The sequence below is a fragment of the Acinetobacter sp. YH01020 genome (assembly GCF_013420275.1).
Classification (GTDB): Bacteria; Pseudomonadota; Gammaproteobacteria; order Pseudomonadales; family Moraxellaceae; genus Acinetobacter; species Acinetobacter amyesii.
Window position 1 is genome coordinate 1 of sequence record NZ_VOYN01000038.1, and the last position, 16,414, is coordinate 16,414.

The 16,414-nt window shown below is 37.9% G+C and carries 20 protein-coding genes, 1 rRNA gene and 1 riboswitch; of the genes, 7 read left to right on the plus strand and 14 right to left on the minus strand.

The genetic code is table 11. The features are described 5' to 3' along the window. Positions 1–104: ribosomal RNA gene (gene rrf, locus FTT85_RS13275) — 5S ribosomal RNA — on the plus strand; the annotation flags it as partial. A gap of 216 nt (positions 105–320) precedes the next feature. After that, the gene (locus FTT85_RS13280; protein ID WP_180183750.1) at positions 321–761 is read left to right on the plus strand and encodes a hypothetical protein; all 441 of its coding nucleotides are present in this window, start codon (positions 321–323) and stop codon (positions 759–761) included. An 11-nt stretch (positions 762–772) separates the two neighbouring features. On the opposite strand, the gene FTT85_RS13285 is transcribed toward FTT85_RS13280, so the two are convergent. The 11 genes from FTT85_RS13285 to FTT85_RS13330 form a co-directional block, all read right to left on the minus strand. Further along, complete coding sequence (locus FTT85_RS13285; RefSeq protein WP_180183751.1) at positions 773–1,204, minus strand: roadblock/LC7 domain-containing protein; 432 nt, start codon at positions 1,202–1,204, stop codon at positions 773–775. Between the two features lie 10 nt (positions 1,205–1,214). Beyond that, positions 1,215–1,751 carry an ATP/GTP-binding protein gene (locus FTT85_RS13290; RefSeq protein WP_180183752.1) on the minus strand — a complete coding sequence of 179 codons (537 nt, stop codon included), beginning with the start codon at positions 1,749–1,751 and terminating at the stop codon, positions 1,215–1,217. 34 nt (positions 1,752–1,785) lie between these two features. Then, on the minus strand, positions 1,786–1,971 hold the full coding sequence (locus tag FTT85_RS18580) for a hypothetical protein (RefSeq protein WP_218955480.1): 186 nt from the start codon (positions 1,969–1,971) through the stop codon (positions 1,786–1,788). Positions 1,972–2,041: 70 nt separating this feature from the next. Then, complete coding sequence (locus FTT85_RS13295) at positions 2,042–2,722, minus strand: hypothetical protein (protein WP_180183753.1); 681 nt, start codon at positions 2,720–2,722, stop codon at positions 2,042–2,044. A gap of 52 nt (positions 2,723–2,774) precedes the next feature. After that, positions 2,775–3,134, minus strand: a complete 360-nt coding sequence (locus FTT85_RS13300; protein WP_078191034.1) for a roadblock/LC7 domain-containing protein — start codon at positions 3,132–3,134, stop codon at positions 2,775–2,777. 479 nt (positions 3,135–3,613) lie between these two features. After that, entirely contained in the window at positions 3,614–4,198 is a 585-nt protein-coding gene (locus FTT85_RS13305) for a lytic transglycosylase domain-containing protein (protein ID WP_078191033.1), read from the minus strand. Between the two features lie 339 nt (positions 4,199–4,537). Further along, positions 4,538–5,023: a GNAT family N-acetyltransferase gene (locus FTT85_RS13310; protein ID WP_180183768.1), complete on the minus strand. Its 486-nt coding sequence runs from the start codon at positions 5,021–5,023 to the stop codon at positions 4,538–4,540. A gap of 87 nt (positions 5,024–5,110) precedes the next feature. Next, positions 5,111–6,310, minus strand: coding sequence for an acyl-CoA dehydrogenase family protein (locus FTT85_RS13315; RefSeq protein ID WP_180183754.1), 1,200 nt, complete (start codon positions 6,308–6,310; stop codon positions 5,111–5,113). A gap of 29 nt (positions 6,311–6,339) precedes the next feature. Beyond that, positions 6,340–7,626 (minus strand): acyl-CoA dehydrogenase family protein, encoded by a 1,287-nt coding sequence (locus FTT85_RS13320; RefSeq protein ID WP_180183769.1) that lies wholly within the window; start codon positions 7,624–7,626, stop codon positions 6,340–6,342. Between the two features lie 241 nt (positions 7,627–7,867). Continuing rightward, complete coding sequence (locus tag FTT85_RS13325) at positions 7,868–9,241, minus strand: AarF/ABC1/UbiB kinase family protein (RefSeq protein WP_180022785.1); 1,374 nt, start codon at positions 9,239–9,241, stop codon at positions 7,868–7,870. A gap of 157 nt (positions 9,242–9,398) precedes the next feature. Further along, the gene (locus FTT85_RS13330; protein ID WP_180109864.1) at positions 9,399–9,704 is read right to left on the minus strand and encodes a hypothetical protein; all 306 of its coding nucleotides are present in this window, start codon (positions 9,702–9,704) and stop codon (positions 9,399–9,401) included. A 312-nt stretch (positions 9,705–10,016) separates the two neighbouring features. Here FTT85_RS13330 and prmB point away from each other — a divergent pair, with 312 nt between their 5' ends. The 4 genes from prmB (at position 10,017) to FTT85_RS13350 (ending at position 13,058) form a co-directional block, all read left to right on the plus strand. Then, positions 10,017–11,027, plus strand: coding sequence for a 50S ribosomal protein L3 N(5)-glutamine methyltransferase (gene prmB / locus FTT85_RS13335; protein WP_078193871.1), 1,011 nt, complete (start codon positions 10,017–10,019; stop codon positions 11,025–11,027). 13 nt (positions 11,028–11,040) lie between these two features. Continuing rightward, the gene (gene aroC / locus FTT85_RS13340) at positions 11,041–12,135 is read left to right on the plus strand and encodes a chorismate synthase (protein ID WP_180022784.1); all 1,095 of its coding nucleotides are present in this window, start codon (positions 11,041–11,043) and stop codon (positions 12,133–12,135) included. 408 nt (positions 12,136–12,543) lie between these two features. After that, on the plus strand, positions 12,544–12,876 hold the full coding sequence (locus FTT85_RS13345) for a GNAT family N-acetyltransferase (RefSeq protein WP_180183755.1): 333 nt from the start codon (positions 12,544–12,546) through the stop codon (positions 12,874–12,876). Further along, positions 12,846–13,058, plus strand: coding sequence for a hypothetical protein (locus FTT85_RS13350; protein ID WP_180026295.1), 213 nt, complete (start codon positions 12,846–12,848; stop codon positions 13,056–13,058). Before FTT85_RS13345 ends, FTT85_RS13350 begins: the two co-directional genes overlap by 31 nt. Positions 13,059–13,160: 102 nt before the next feature. On the opposite strand, the gene FTT85_RS18755 is transcribed toward FTT85_RS13350, so the two are convergent. From FTT85_RS18755 to FTT85_RS13360, 3 genes are all read right to left on the minus strand, one after another. Beyond that, positions 13,161–13,424 carry a hypothetical protein gene (locus FTT85_RS18755; RefSeq protein ID WP_252725827.1) on the minus strand — a complete coding sequence of 88 codons (264 nt, stop codon included), beginning with the start codon at positions 13,422–13,424 and terminating at the stop codon, positions 13,161–13,163. A 60-nt stretch (positions 13,425–13,484) separates the two neighbouring features. Beyond that, entirely contained in the window at positions 13,485–13,688 is a 204-nt protein-coding gene (locus FTT85_RS18760) for a hypothetical protein (RefSeq protein WP_257222271.1), read from the minus strand. Between the two features lie 175 nt (positions 13,689–13,863). Next, positions 13,864–14,637, minus strand: a complete 774-nt coding sequence (locus tag FTT85_RS13360) for a hypothetical protein (RefSeq protein ID WP_180183756.1) — start codon at positions 14,635–14,637, stop codon at positions 13,864–13,866. A gap of 231 nt (positions 14,638–14,868) precedes the next feature. Beyond that, a riboswitch (glycine riboswitch) is annotated at positions 14,869–14,959 on the plus strand. A gap of 133 nt (positions 14,960–15,092) precedes the next feature. On the opposite strand from FTT85_RS13360, the gene FTT85_RS13365 reads away from it, so the two are divergent. Beyond that, complete coding sequence (locus FTT85_RS13365; protein WP_180183757.1) at positions 15,093–16,334, plus strand: D-amino acid dehydrogenase; 1,242 nt, start codon at positions 15,093–15,095, stop codon at positions 16,332–16,334. Positions 16,335–16,414: the final 80 nt, after the last annotated feature.

A 16,414-nucleotide genomic window follows, 5' to 3' on the forward strand; every position in this document is an offset into this window, starting at 1 on the left:
TAGCAAGAGTGAACCACCTGATCCCTTCCCGAACTCAGAAGTGAAACCTCTTAGCGCTGATGGTAGTGTGGGGTTACCCATGTGAGAGTAAGTCATCGCCAGCTCATTATTCGAAAACACCCCCTGACTAGTGCAGGGGGTGTTTTTTTATGTGTGGAAAAGAAAAAGCACAAAATAGGAAAACGAGAGATATTTAAAGAAAATAAAACTAAAATGCTCAATCCATCTATATCATTTTAAAATCTTTTGCTAATGAAAATGTATAATAAATCAATATAATAAAATCGTTTGTCTATTTAATAAAATATAGGGTATTTAAGATGTTTTTTAATAAATTATTAGCTACAGTTTTATTTGCGTTTGTTTCTTTCAATACTACAGCTGGTGTGTATCAAGATAAACTAAGTGAATGTTTGGTAAATAAAATTTCAGCAGAAGAGAGTCAAAACTTAACGGCTTGGATTTATTTGGCATTTTCAGCACATCCAGAAATTTCTAAATATAGTAAAGTGACGTCAGCTGAGATGCAAAAGATTGATAAAAATATGGCAAATTTATTTCAAGATTTATTTACGAAACGTTGTAATGCTGAAATCAAAGCTGTTACAGAAAATGAAGGAACAAATGCTTTGGGTAAAGCATTTGAACTATTGGGGAATCGTGCAGCTGAGAACCTGATGAAAAATCCAGTTGTTGAAAAACGTATTGCATCATTTGCACAATATTTTGATGAAGATAAAATGCGTGAATCGATGAAATAAATTGAATTGGACTAGGCGAATGTATTTGACAGTTGATATTCGCTTAGTTCATTACTCACTCTTTTTAAAGAATATAATAATTGCCCTAATAATACATTTTTTGATGTCAAGACAACTAATATCATGGGGTGTTGAGGGTGAGAGATCGCTGTGAGTAATGCTTTACCATTTTCAGCATCTAATGTAATGGTTTGACAACCGACTAAATTAATTTCGTTAGTAAAAGCTTGAACCATTGCTAAGATCGAACTGCTTACAGCTGCAAGTTTTCCAGAATTTTCAATATTTTTCTTTTCTATAGATTTTAATTCAAAACCATCAGTTGAACATAACATCATATATTCAACACCGGACACATCAGAAATTAACTCCTTCATGAGTTTATGTGCTTGTTCAATAAGCTGTAGTGGTGCTGAACGTGTAGTACGAATTGCTGTATTCATAATATCTTCATTAAATTGAAAGTTGAACTTCGGCTTTTGCAATGAGTGCTTCTAGAATAAAAAGAATGTCTTTTTTATTTCTAGCATCGATATAAAAAATGGGGTGATGTATTTGTTGTGAATCCTGCCATTCTTTATAAAGTTTGGTGGATTTATACTGCGTACTGTCTAAATGCGTAATCGCGATGATGATGTTTTCATTATTTTCAGAAAAATAATTTAAATAATCATTCAGCTGCTGAATTGGATGGTCATGTATATGATCAATCATAATAATTGTACCAATCGCGCCGTTACAAATGGTATTCCATATAAAGTTAAATCTTTCTTGGCCCGGCGTACCATATAAACCAAGTTTAGTACCATCGGCGAGAGTAAGTTCACCATAATCGATCCCAACTGTAGTCAACATTTTTTGATGTGCATTTTGATCAGTATTCAGCGCTTCTGTACTCAGTACAGGAATATCAGAAATACTTTGAATAGCAGTGGTTTTTCCGGCACCCATCGTTCCGGCAAATACGATCTTGTATTGCTGTAAAATCATAATGAAATTTTAGATTCCTAATTTTTTTCGAAGACTACGGAAAAAAACTCTGTAGTGGATTTGAAGATTCTTGAGCTGTTTCTTGGCTATGATAGACAGTCGCCATGGCTGGAATCTCTTCTATGATTTCAGCTATGTGGCATGCAAATAAATAGCGATTGATAATCTTTTGGCTTAAATGTATTTGTTCAGTGATATATTGAGTAGAACTACCTTCCATAAAAAAAGCGGATATTTTCAATAGTGATTGTCGCTCAGCACAATGTATAGGCTGTGGCCAATGCAAAAGTTTATAGTGGCTTGTGTAATTGGGGGGGAGTATCATCTAGGTAATCCCAAACAAATTGCCATAATCCATGCTGTAAATTTATTGATTCCAACCCATATTTAAAAGTGACAACTGTATTTGTATCTGCTGGAATGAGTGTGATTTCAGAATTTTGTGTGATTTGTATATTTTGTTCTATCCAAAACTCATTGCTTAAGTTATCAATGAGTGCGATTGGTTTTTGATCTAAAAGCAATAGTTGACGTCGATGTTTATTTAAATCTTTAAAAGCCTGTGAGATCTGGGGTGCATTTAATTTAGGTTTTATGTCTTGCACAACAATAGGTTTGGACACATTTACAGGATCAATATCACGGAATCTTAACGCAACTGAATGCTCTAACCAATGCTCAAAATGATTGGCATTTGTTAGGGGTAAAAACAGGGTATCGTGTTCGATTTGATTTGCTTTCAATTCATTTTTTTTAAGTTTAAGTATGATTAAAGCTTCGTGCCTTATTTTATTTATATTCGGCAGGTCGATAAAGTCATCATTGATTAATAGGACTTGGAGTTTCGAATCTGCAATGTTTGTCCAATGAATAGTAAAAGTTTCAGATAGCTTATTTGAAATAATAGATTTAATGTCATTGATAACATTTAGATTTAAGCCAAAGACAGAAATATATAATGTGCTATTCATGAAATTGTCCAGAAAAACTGGGTTATTTCACGTGAAATAACCCAACTTTAAATTAAGAAAAATCTAATTCTTTTTCGAAATGTTTAAGTTCATGGCGAGCCATAGCTAGGTTTGATTTGCTACGGTCTAAAACGAGGTAAAGAAATAATGCTTCATTTGAGTCGAGTGGACGAATTAAGTGATATTGTTTACCCAGAGTAATTAGAATGTCTTCAATTGAGTCATTTAAATTCAATGCTTTGGCAACTTTACGCTTTGAGCGTACAACTTCGGTATTACCAGCAGCAGCTAATTCTAAGTCGATGTCGTTATTGCCTTGTGTTGCCATAGCAAGGCCACTTTCACTGTCAACCAAAGCTGCAGCAATAAAACCGTCAATGTCTGTTAAACCGTTTAAAGATAATTTGGCCATTATTAACCCCAATAAATTATATGTTAATCAGTAATATAGTTTTACTGACGTATAAGATATTAGCTAAAAATAATGAATAAACAATGCTAAAAAAAATCAGCTGGTTGATTATTGTTAATAATAAATAAAGTAAAAATGGTCTTTAAACGATTCTTGGCTGCTAATAGTTGTAGTATTGTGTAGAATATTTAAACTTTTTATAGAATTGTTGTATATAAAATTCCATTAAGGTTGTTGTTTTATAGGAGTTTTTTTATTAATAGATTTAATGTATTATTTCATTATTTTAATATATAAAAACGATTACATAAGACGAAATAAGTATTAAATATCTGTGCTGTTTGTTTATTTATTGCTCATTAAAATACATTATATAATATTGTTTCTAGAGCTATATTTGTGATTTAAGTCTATTAAATTCAATTATTTGTGATATATATTGAAAGTTCAATCCTAGGTCATAGGATTGAACTTTACTTTTATAATGCACTTTTTAAATTATTTTGATGTTGCTTCACTTGTTTTGCATAACGTTTGCCTTGTTTTTTCATTTTTCGATTGGTGTTATAAGCGGTAGGTCCGACATTATAGTAGGCTAAAGCTTTTGGCATGCTGCCAGCGGCATTTTTATATTTAGTTAAAATAAATGACCCACAATTAATATTGGTTAATTCGTCATATAAATCCCCAGGGCATGTTGCTTGCCAATAACGTGGCATCACCTGAGTTAAACCGACTGCACCTGCAGGAGAACTGACATAAGGGCGGAAAGTTGATTCTTGGCGAATAACGGCAGCCAGTAGTAAAGGATCTAAGTTGTATTGATCGGCAGTTTGCACAATGTAGGGTGACACTCGATTTGCAGTTTCAGGATTGACTGAATAGGCCTTTTGGATCCCTGATGAAAGTTTAACTGCACGTTTTTCTACAGAGCCACCACCTAGTGATGAACATCCAGAAATCAGGGTTACAGATATAATAACAGTTGAAAACTTTAAGCTGTGAGCGCTTAGGAGCGACGAAAGACGAGTTGAAAGGCGAGTTTTATTCAGTACATTCTGCATTTATATTCACTTTAAAATAATCATGGCTAAGTGTAATTTCTAAAGCGATATTATGAACTGGAGACTTAGAGGTCAATATTTTCTTAAGATGCTCTGTACAGTGAAATTGTAAGAATTGATGGAAATGTACTCAAATTACATGATTTTTTAAGTGAAGAGAGAAAAAGATCGTGTTAATTGAATCAGTATTTCTCTCTTAACATGGTACTTATTAAGATTATGGGAACATTCAAATCCCGAGAACTTTAGTTATAAAAAACTAGGATATCCATTCATCAAATAACTGTATTTGATAAAGCTGTAAATCTTTCCAGTGAAATTTGTAGAATCTAATTTTATTTAAAGCGTTTTAAGCATCCAAATTTCGCATGCTTGGCTATGACCTGTATTGCCCTTGGGAGCTTGTAAGTGTTCAAATCCTACTTTTTCATAGAGTTTCACCGCTTGCCCAAGTGTATGTGTAGTTTCTAAATAACACGCTTTAAAATTATGATCTTTGGCGAATTGAAAACAAAGTTCTAAAATATCTTTGGATAAGCCATGACCACGTAATTCAGGCATAAAATACATTTTTTGGATTTCTAAAATGCTTGAGTCTCCAACTAAAGGAGAAAGGCCCCCACCACCTAAAATTGTACCGTGTTGATTTTCAATAACCCAATATTGTGCATTTGCTTGCGTATAGACGTGATATAAATCATCTAAAATTGGATCTGCAACAGCAAATCCTGACTCTGGCGCTAATCCAAATTCTTTGGAAACTGTGCGAATGACATTGGCAATGCTTACATTGTCTTCAAGTTGAAGTGGTCGGATCTGAAACATAATCATCGAAAAACAAAAGATGGATTGTTTATAGACTGATCCTATAAAAAAATCCATCTCTAAGTTTAAAATTACTCAAGCAAAAAATTACTTTAATTCGCTTGAACTTTTACCCAGTTCACGACGTGCAACGATTAATTGTTGAATTTGCTGTGTGCCTTCAAATATATCGAGGATTTTTGAATCACGTGCCCATTTTTCCAATAATTCATCTTCGTTATAACCGACAGCCGCTGCGAGCTCTACACACTTTAACGTGATTTCATTACCTACACGGCCTGCTTTTGCTTTAGCGATGGATGCTTCACGTGAGTTAGGTTTTTTGTTGTCGGCCATCCATGCGGCTTTGAGCATGAGTAGACGTGCTGCTTCCCAGTCTGCTTCCATACGGTAGATTTGTGCAGCAATATTCGAGCTTTGTAAGATCGGTGTTGAATACTGCTCATCTAATTCATCTTTAAAGATTTCTTTAATTCGCTCTAAAGATGCCTTGGCACAGCCAATAGCCATCGCGGCAACGAGTGGGCGAGTATTATCAAAAGTTTCCATAACCCCAGCAAAACCCTTTGCTACATCAATTTCAGCATTGCCTAATAAGTTTGCAGCAGGGACACGACAATCTACAAAGCTAATGGCAGCCGTATCAGAAGCTTTAATACCCAATTTATGTTCTAGGCGTTCTACAGTCATGCCCGGTGTACCTTTTTCAACAACAAAGGATTTAATCGCTGCACGGCCTAATTTTTTATCTAGCGTTGCCCAAACAACGACTGAATCAGCACGTTCGCCTGAGGTGACAAAGATTTTTTCACCATTGAGGATGTATTCATCGCCATCTTTCGTCGCTGTTGTCCGAATTGCAGCAGAATTAGAGCCGCAATTGGGTTCTGTAATGGCCATAGCGGCCCAAGTTCCTTTTAAGCGTTCTAGTTGTTCATCATTAGCTACTGCTGCAATAGCCGAATTTCCAAGCCCTTGTCGAGGCATACTGAGCAACAGGCCTGTATCTCCATAGCACATCTCGATGATACTGAGTGCAGTCGACATATTGACACCGTTTTTATTACCCGTGTCTGTGTCGCCACGTTTATTGACGGCAGCACCTGCATTCATGCCATCACCGCCATCATTCATACCGTCGACGAGGGAAGATAACATGTCTAACTCTTTAGGATAGGCATGTTCGGCTTTGTCATATTTACGTGAAATAGGACGTAGAACATTTAAAGCGACTTCATGGGCTTGGTCGATCAGCAATTTAAATTTTTTCGGATTTTGTAAGTTCATGGACATTTCCTTGTTTTTATATTGCTGAATTAAGCATGTAAGCCTGATTGAAGAATCGCTGTGGCACGTAAGTCTCGATACCAACGTTCTACGGGATGTTCTTTGGTAAAGCCGTGACCACCTAATATTTGCACGCCATCGGTCCCAATTTTCATCGATTTTTCAGCACATAGCACGCGGGCTAAATAGGCTTCACGATGAAATGGCTTGCCGGCTTCGGCTAGGCTTGCTGCATTGAGGATGAGCATATGCATGGCATCAATTTCGATTGCCATATCTGCAATCATAAATGCCACACTTTGACGGTGCGAAATTGGCTCCCCAAAAGCTGTACGTTCGTTGGCATATTGAATGCAATATTTTTTGACTGCAGTTGCGGTACCAACAGCCATGGCACACCACATTAAATTGCCAAGATCGATAAATGAAGTGTAGTTGAAATCTTGATCGCCTAAGCGTTGGGCAGGGGTCTGAGCAAATTTTAAAGTTACCGTTTCAGTGGCTTTCAAACCCATAGCAGGTGTTTTTTTTGCGCTAATGCTTTTGTCGCGTTGCACAATAAAAACTTCAGGCTGCCCATTGAGCATGGCACTCACCAACAGCACATCTACCTGTTCACCTAAAAGGACTAAGGTTTTCTCTCCACTGATTTTATACTGCTGGCCGTCAGCAATTGCCTGAGTTTTAAGTTGATAGGGATTAAATGCCGCCGTGGCCTCTTGAACCGCAAAGCTTGCACGCAGGGTTGAATCATCTGCAAATGCTGCTAAGTAGGTTGCTTGAACAGATTCGGAACCCCATTGGGTAATAGCATTGATACAGCTAAGCGTCGACAGTAAACCTGCTGTTAAACTAAAGTCACCTTCAGCCAATTGTTCCGCAATTAAGATATTGCTAATGATGTTTTTTTCTGCTGCAACGCCACCCAAATCTTCAGGTAAGGCATAATAATTTAGACCTAGATCTTGGATATGTTGCGATAACGCTTCAGGAAATTTTTCCTCTTGATCGGCTTGATGAGCAAGTGGATACAAAACTTCTGTGGCAAACTGCTGCATCGCATCAGCAGTCATTTGTTGTTCTTCAGTCAGGTTTAAATCAAATAATGATTTTTGTTGATTAGGCAAACGTTGCTTATGCACATCTTTGTTGGTCTGAAATACTTTTTGCGTTTGGCTCAAGGTTTTAAAACCTGCTTTTGAGCTCTGATACAAAGATTTTTCAACAAATTTGCGCAGTTTAAATTGATCGAGTACATCACTTCCGGCAATTTTCGTTAAAAGTGAGAGTCCAAATCCTTGTGCCTTGTTTACCATATTGGTCATTGTTGTTTTCCATTTGCGTTATTCTTATTCAATGCTGACATGCCAAAGATAGAAAAACCATGTCATAAATGACATGTATGATTGTCAAAGATAAACGGCGCGCTTAAGTGATTTTTGATAGCTAAATGATTAATAAAGAATAAAAAAGTGAAAAGGCTTAAACAGATTGTTATTTTAAAATTGACTTGGCTGACATTTGAGTCAGCCAAGTTTTAAGGTCTGTATTGAATGATCATTGATATTTTTGAATCATACGACGAACATTGGTTTTTGCTTCAATGACGGTCATAAAGGTATATGCACCGATAAATTTACGGCTGATAAACATAAACTCTTTAGGTGGAACTGAGAAGTAGCGAGATGCCATCGATTTTGAAGCTTGTTGCATCACACGGCTATGTAATTGGCTTTTTTTCCAATCATAGCGTTGTTGTTCGTCCATAACACCAGCAGGGATGTCCGGGTTATTTGCAGTGCTACTAAATGCCTCTGTCGCTAACAAAAAGACTTTAGCCATATCAGGTTTAATACTTTGTGGAATACCATCAAAGAACTCATAACCTGTCATCGCTTTGACCATTTGCTCAGAGCTATGGTGATAACCCGCGGTAATCAAATTACGTGCAACGCCTAATAGATGCTCATCGAACTGACGGATCGCACCAAAGTCGAGGAGTACGATTTTATCTGGTACATCCGCACCATTGCCCAAACGCACCAAATAGTTTCCGAAGTTAGGGTCGGTTTGCATTTCACCCCATTCAAAAATTTCGCGTACGGCAATTTCAAGTGATGCTTCACCTAAGGCGTTACGGCGCTCTTGAGGAAGTGATAGCATTACTGGGCTGTTAATCGGTACACCACGTTCAAAGGTCATACACAGTACTTGAGGTGTTGAATAACCTTCAATGATTTGCGGCACGATATAGCGTGGGTCTTCTTTTAAGCGTGCAGCAAAACGGCGAGTGGTATCTGCTTCGATTTTATAATTTACTTCACGATGCATCATTTCACGAACTTCATCAAACCACTGATCAAATTCACGCGTTTGAGGCACCATTCGTGTCAGTTTGAGCATGTTTTTGAATAGATTCATATCCGAATCGATGGCATCTGCCACACCTGGATACTGGATTTTTAATACCAGTTCTAAACCATCAGATTTACGTTTTGCACGGTGAACTTGTGCCAAAGATGCTGTACCAAGCGGCTCATGATCAATCACGAGATCATCAAGTTTTGAGCCAAGTTGATTTTGTAATTGGACTTTGATGGCTGGCCATGCCAATGCAACTGTTTGATTGTTCAAGGTGTTGAGGGCTTGGGTGATTTCTTCAGGCAGAAAATGTTCACCATACAATGCCATCATTTGCCCGATTTTTACAATCGAACCTTTTAATTTACCAATTTCTGCGACGAGATATTCGGCCTGATCTTTCATGGCTTTTTTACGCTTTTTCTCTTTTTCTTCCTCACTCGAAAAAATAGAAGTGGCGTTTGATGCTGCCCAACGAGTTCCCGCAAGTAGCGATGCCTTTGCGATAGATAAGCGTCGATCCATAGAAGACGTTTTCAAGTGTTTGAGCTTATCGTTCTGATCTGACATGTAAATTAAATCCTTTAATCAGCAATTCGCAGAAAAATACATTGTAGCTAATTTTAACGTTTCTTAACGTATTAAAATAGTTCAACTTACTGAATATGCAGTAAGCATTTGCAAACTTAAGCACGATGCCGCGTAGACAGGTATATTGGAAAGAAAACTATAAACGATATTTGATTTTTACCGTATCATTTTGCATCAATGCAGCTTTATGTTCTTCAATATGTTGATGAATAAGATGTTGGACAGATTCGTCTTTAAATCCGGCAGCATAACCTTTGACAATAATAATGCTCGGTAAGCTAAAAAATAGGGTGCGTGCGTTTTCTAGACTCGCATTTGGGAAAACTTGATGTTCGATCAATAGTTGCTGAAAAAATGCCTTTTCAGTTTGCACATTTAAAGACTGAGTGTCTTCCCAATAGCTCTGACGCATAGCCATGAGGTTATTGTGCTTATAGCTCATTGGAGCTCCGCATTTAAAATTTAACTGTTTGTATGGGGATGATTTTAAGAAATTAAAGCTTAGGATCAAGTACAAATTGCTAAACAATTGAGCTTGAATTGGTTTTTATTCGTAATTTTCATCTAATTAGATTTTATAGAATGCTGAAGAAAGGCATAAAGTACACATTTCATTTCAGCGAATGTATCAGACCTCATATATACGGTTATGAAATGCTTTCAAGCGGTGAATAATGCCGTATTTTTATTATAAATAGCATTAAAACAAGGTATCATAGGGCGTTTAAAAAATTATGAACTGGAGACGCCTTAAGTGGATCGACCGACTATTAGCCCTGAACATTTACAGGAAGCAGCTGAAAACCTATCTACAATTCGTGATTATATCCGCTTTGGGGTAACAGCTTTACGTCAATATGATGCCCACTTAGGACAAGGTACAGAAGACTATTTTGCTGAAAGCTCAGCATTGGTTTTACAAACGTTATCTCTAGATTGGAATGCAGATGCGGAAATCTTAGATGCGAAATTATTGCCAAGTGAAGTTGCAGAATTTTTAGCATTGTTAGAACGTCGTATTAATGAAAAAGTTCCAACGTCTTATTTACTTAACTTGTCATATTTTTTTGGTAAGCCATTTTATGTCGATGAACGTGTACTGATTCCACGTTCTCCAATTGCAGAGTTAATTGAAAACCGTTTTGCGCCATATTGCTTAGGTGAAAATGGCGAAATGGGTGCTGCGGTTAATAATCTACCTGAAAATGCCAATCCAAAAACTCCTCAGCGCATTTTAGATATGTGTACGGGTTCAGGTTGTATCGCGATTGCTTTAGCTTATGCATTCCCAGATGCTGAAGTTGATGCAACAGATTTATCTAAAGATGCACTTGAAGTGGCGCAAATTAACTGTGAACACCACAATAAACAATATCAAGTGGCTTTACTTGAGTCTGATTTATTCGCCAAAATTCCAGCAGAAAATCAATATGATTTAATCGTGTCGAATCCGCCATATGTGGATGCTGAAGACATGGCAGATTTACCAGAAGAATTCCACCATGAACCTGAAATGGCGCTTGCTGCGGGTCAAGATGGTTTGGATCTTGTCCGTAAAATGTTGGCACAAGCTGCAGATTACCTGACTGAAGATGGCTTAATTGTGATCGAAGTGGGTAACTCAGAATGGGCAATGCGTCAAAACTTCAATACCGTTGATTTTTACTGGTTACAGTTCCAAAAAGGCGGTACAGGTATCTTTGCATTGACTGCTGCTCAATGCCGCGAATACCGAGATTTATTTATTCAATCTGTTCAAGCATAAGGAGTCGTTTGACATGGCAGGTAATAGTATAGGGCAACTCTTCCGTGTAACGACTTGTGGTGAATCTCATGGCGTTGGTCTGATGGCCATTGTGGATGGGGTTCCACCGGGTATTGAACTGACTGAAGCCGATTTGCAAAAGGATCTGGATCGTCGTAAGCCGGGCACATCTAAGTTTGCGACTCAGCGTAAAGAACCCGATGAAGTTGAAATTATTTCAGGCGTATTTGAAGGCAAAACGACCGGTACATCGATTGGTCTATTGATCCGTAACACAGATCAAAAATCAAAAGATTATGGCAACATTGCACAAACCTTCCGTCCGGGGCATGCAGACTATACGTATACACATAAGTATGGTTTCCGTGATTATCGTGGTGGTGGCCGTTCGAGTGCTCGTGAAACTGCGATGCGTGTTGCTGCAGGTGCGATTGCTAAAAAATTCTTGTTTGAGAAATTCGGTATCGAAATTCGTGGTCATGTAACGCAAATTGGTACCGAAAAAGCACAGAAATTGGACTGGAATGAAGTTCCGAATAACCCATTTTTCTGTGGTGATGCAGATGCCGTCCCACGTTTTGAAGCTCTCGTAACGTCACTTCGTGAACAAGGAACGAGCTGTGGCGCCAAACTGGAAATTATTGCGACGCAAGTGCCAGTTGGTTGGGGCGAGCCTGTATTTGATCGTTTAGATGCAGATATTGCACATGCCATGATGTCCATCAACGCTGTAAAAGGTGTTGAAATTGGTGATGGCTTTGGCGTTGCTGAGCAGTTTGGTCATGAAACCCGTGATGAATTAACTACGGATGGTTTCTTGGCAAACCATGCTGGCGGCATTTTGGGTGGTATTTCGAGTGGTCAGGACATTCGTGTTGCGATCGCCTTGAAACCAACAGCTTCCATTACTACGCCGGGTAAAACCATTACGATTAATCGTCAAGATACAGATGTGTTGACCAAAGGTCGCCATGATCCTTGTGTTGGTGTTCGTGCAACACCAATTGCAGAAGCAATGTTGGCAATTGTGCTCATGGATCACTTCATGCGTAACCGTGCACAAAATGCAGACGTTGTTGCACCATTTGCCCCAATTGAACCCAAGTGAGGAAACAAAGCGCTGCTTTGTTCCGAACGCGGTTGGTGAGTAGCGTTAGCGAGTCATAGTAGATAAATAACAAAGCGTTGCTTTGTTCCGAACGCGGTTAGTGAATAGCGTTAGCGAGTCACAGTGGATAAATAACAAAGCGTTGCTTTGTTCCGAACGCGGTTAGTGAATAGCTTTAGCAAGTCACAGTGTATAAATAACAAAGCGTTGCTTTGTTCCGAACGCGGTTGGTGAGTAGCGTTAGCGAGTCACAGTGGATAAATAACAAAGCGCTGCTTTGTTCCGAACGCGGTTGGTGAATAGCTTTAGCAAGTCACACTGATGAGAAAATTGCATAAAAAAACCAGACAATTGTCTGGTTTTTTTATTTCGGTAAACTAGGCCTATGAAAATAAATAGCAAAAAAATATGAATATACGAAATGCTTTACTTGGTGATATTCAGCAGCTTGAAAGCTTAATGAATACAGCCTATCGGGAAAATCATCCCAAGAGTTGGACGACAGAACATCATATTGTTCGAGGAAATCGAATAAATGTGTCTCAACTCAGTCAACTCTTACAAAAAAGGGATTTTCATTTATATGTGATTGAGTCGGTACATGCGCAGATCATGGGGTGTATTGGTATTCAAATGCAGGGGAAGAGCTGTGAAATTGGTCATTTTGCAATTCATCCAAATGAGCAAGCTCAGGGCTTAGGAAAAAATTATTGCAATTTGCAGAACAGCAAGCGATGTTGATTGAACCCAATGTTGAAGAATTTGTGATGTATGTGATTGATCGGCGTTTAGAATTAATAAAATATTATCAACGACGTGGCTATAAGCTTACAGATGAAAATCAAGCCTATCCTCTTCATCTAGAGGTAGGTCAACCGATTTGTGAACTGACAATTAAACAATTAATTAAACGAATAAAATAAAGACCATGTGATGCATTTGATCAATTTATAAAGCGAGATGAATAAAAAATCCCCAAAAAACATACACTAACTTTTGGGATTTTGATTTTAGACTATTTGGGCTTAAGAGTAAGCACGTAAAAATAGTCGGTAGGCATCTGATGATTTTTGGTTTTTTAGCATATAGTGTGCGATTTCACCTTGGTTGGTATTCATAATCACCGCAATATCTTTTGCGTCACAGAATTGTTTAAGCACAGTATCTGGGATCATCACGGTATTAGAAGAATCAATCACATTTGAATTATCTAAGCGACGATAATTTGTTTGACCTATTGCAGGATAAGACAATACTTTGCCGTCGATCACAAAAGATATTTCATTCATATCAAGCTGCTGTTGATCATAAGAATGCAGTGAAAGTGCATACTCACCTTTATTCTTTTGCTAATCAATTGCAAGTTCAGGACATTTTTGTCCAGTTTCACACAGTAATTGACCTCGAGTAATGGTTCGTTGGATTACGTTACTGTTTTCAACGGTATTCACACCATTCAGCTTTAATGTTCTGGTTTCAGGTTTATTTTTAGGTACGGTAATACAACCTGTGAGTAGTAGGAGTGTAAATCCTAGAACTAAATAATTTTTCATGTGTTTTTCCATGTTAGCGTTATTTTTATAAGCAATATTTATTTTGGCGCATATTCACACAGAAAAAACAAAAAAGTAAAATACATCACACTTTTCTAGTTTTGTTTGAGCACTGCTTTGATATAAGTGGTCGATATTCAAATAAAAAATATTATTAAGTGATGTAAATCTTATTTCATTGAAATTTAGATAACTTAAGTAAGATCTGTGATTTTGCGCTATCAATCTGCTCGGGATTGGTTTGTCGAGACAATTGGTCACGTGGTTTTTCGCCTAAAAAATATTTGATCCGTTCAGCATTCGCACCCGATGGATGGGGAAGTCCTGCTAAAATCTGCTGATCTTTTAAATAGCCTAAGCTGCTTACATAATTTAAAACCTCATCTACACCTTTGCCTAGCGGAATATAAATTGCGTTCGGAAGCTGTTGAATCATAGGAATAAAATAATCATCAATATGTTGTTTTAATAATTCATTTTTCAACATTGCGGGCGTTGAGCCTGCATAATTTTTTCCATTGACCAAAATACATTGCTGTAAAACCGAACACATTTGCACCATATCTTGATGATTGCTAAATAGCTCTGCAGTGGTCTGTATGCCTAATTGATTGTGTAATCCAATATGATCTAGCAGTTGAGTTAAATTTTTACGAATAGGACCACTAAAAGCACCACTATTCTTGGCAAGTTTAAGTATGTTTTCCTCAGATAATTGCTGCTCTACGCCGTCCTTCGCTGCAATTAATGCATTACGCCATTGTTGTTGGCCTGGGCAGATGCCGACGATGACCACTTTTGCATCATGATTTATGGCCTCGAATGGTGCATAAAAGCTTTGAATAGTTCCCAGAGTTTTAAGACGGAGTAAATCACTTTGAGTTAATTCTTCAATAGAATGTGTTTTGATCACAGATGCAAAGCAAGAGAAAAGGGTAGAATCCGACATAAAACTTCAATCTTTCTAGATATAAATTTCATTCAGTATTTTAAACCTTTATTTTAAAGATGAAGTATTTAGGTATAAAAAAATTGATTTTAAATTTATAACCTAATAACTTAAATCGATATAAAAATATTATTTAACAATATTGACCCAAATAGGACTTGAGATTTGGTACAAATATTGCTCATATCTAACTAAGGCAATACCAAGATGAATGCCGAATAAAAAAACGAATGGATGATTGCAGGAGAGAAGCACAGATCGTGCTCGCCGAAGGAGCAAGTTCCCCCAGGAAACTCTCAGGCAAAAGGACTGTAATCATATAAAAATCTGGAGAGAAGTAGGCTAGACCTACTCACCGAAGGGGAAGGTTCACATTGCTTCGCAAGGAACCAAAGCTCTCAGGTAACAATGACAGATGGGGCGAACATAGGAAATATAATTTCCAAGGAGCCTATATGTGTCATATTGTTGTGATTGGTGCAGGTATTACTGGGGTAACGACAGCTTACGAACTCGGATTACTCGGTTATCGTGTCACTGTGGTCGATAAACATCTTTATCCTGCGATGGAAACGTCGTTTGCCAATGGTGGACAATTATCAGCGTGTAATGCTGAAGTCTGGAACCAAAAAGCAACGGTAGTGAAAGGCATCAAATGGATGTCACAAAAAACCGCGCCATTATTATTAAATCCAAGTTTTAATCTACACAAATATTCATGGCTCTTTGAGTTTATGGGGCATATTAAAGATTACCGTGAAAATACTCACGAGACCGTCCGTCTTGCATTGATGGCACGTCAGCGTTTATTTGAAATTGCTGAGCATGAAAACTTGCAGTTTGATTTAGAAAAACGCGGCATTTTACATTTCTTTCATAATCAACATGATTATGAGGTGGCGACTCAAGTTAATAATATGCTCTGTGAGGGTGGCTTAGAGCGTCATCCTGTGACATTAGCTGAAATCCGTGACATTGAGCCTAGTCTGACAGGTGAATACTATGGTGGCTTTTATTGTCCGGGCGATGCCACGGGCGACATCCATAAATTTACGACGCAGCTTGCCAAAGCAACAGAACGCTTTGATGTGAAATATATGTGGGGCTTTGAGGTGACTGACTTTGAACATCATGCTAAAGGTGTCAATGTTCAGTTAAAAGCCAGTGATGAAAATATGGAACATCCCGATGCTGATACCGTACTTGAAGCAGATGCTGTGGTGGTTTGTGGTGGCGTAGGGAGTTATGAACTTGCACATAAACTCGGTGATCGGGTAAATGTCTATCCAGTCAAAGGATATTCAATCACCATTAATTTAAATGATGAACAAAGTCAGGCCAATGCGCCTTGGGTAAGTCTGTTGGATGAAAGTGCCAAAATTGTGACTTCACGCTTAGGTGCAAATCGACTACGTGTTGCAGGCACGGCAGAGTTTAATGGCTATAACCGAGACATTCGTGCAGATCGCATTCAGCCCTTAATTGATTGGTCGAATCGTAACTTTAATCTATCAACAGAACATGTGGTGCCATGGGCGGGTTTACGACCAATGATGCCCAATATGATGCCTGTAGTACATGCAGGTAAGCGAGATCATATTTTCTATAATACAGGGCATGGTCACCTTGGATGGACCTTATCTGCGGCAACAGCTGCGATGATTAGCCAGCAAGTGCGGCAAACACATCCGATTTAACTGACATATTGTAGACATCAAAAAATTGTAGACATAAAAAAGCCTCAACCTTGAGGCTTTTTTTTCTAAGTCATTCGAAT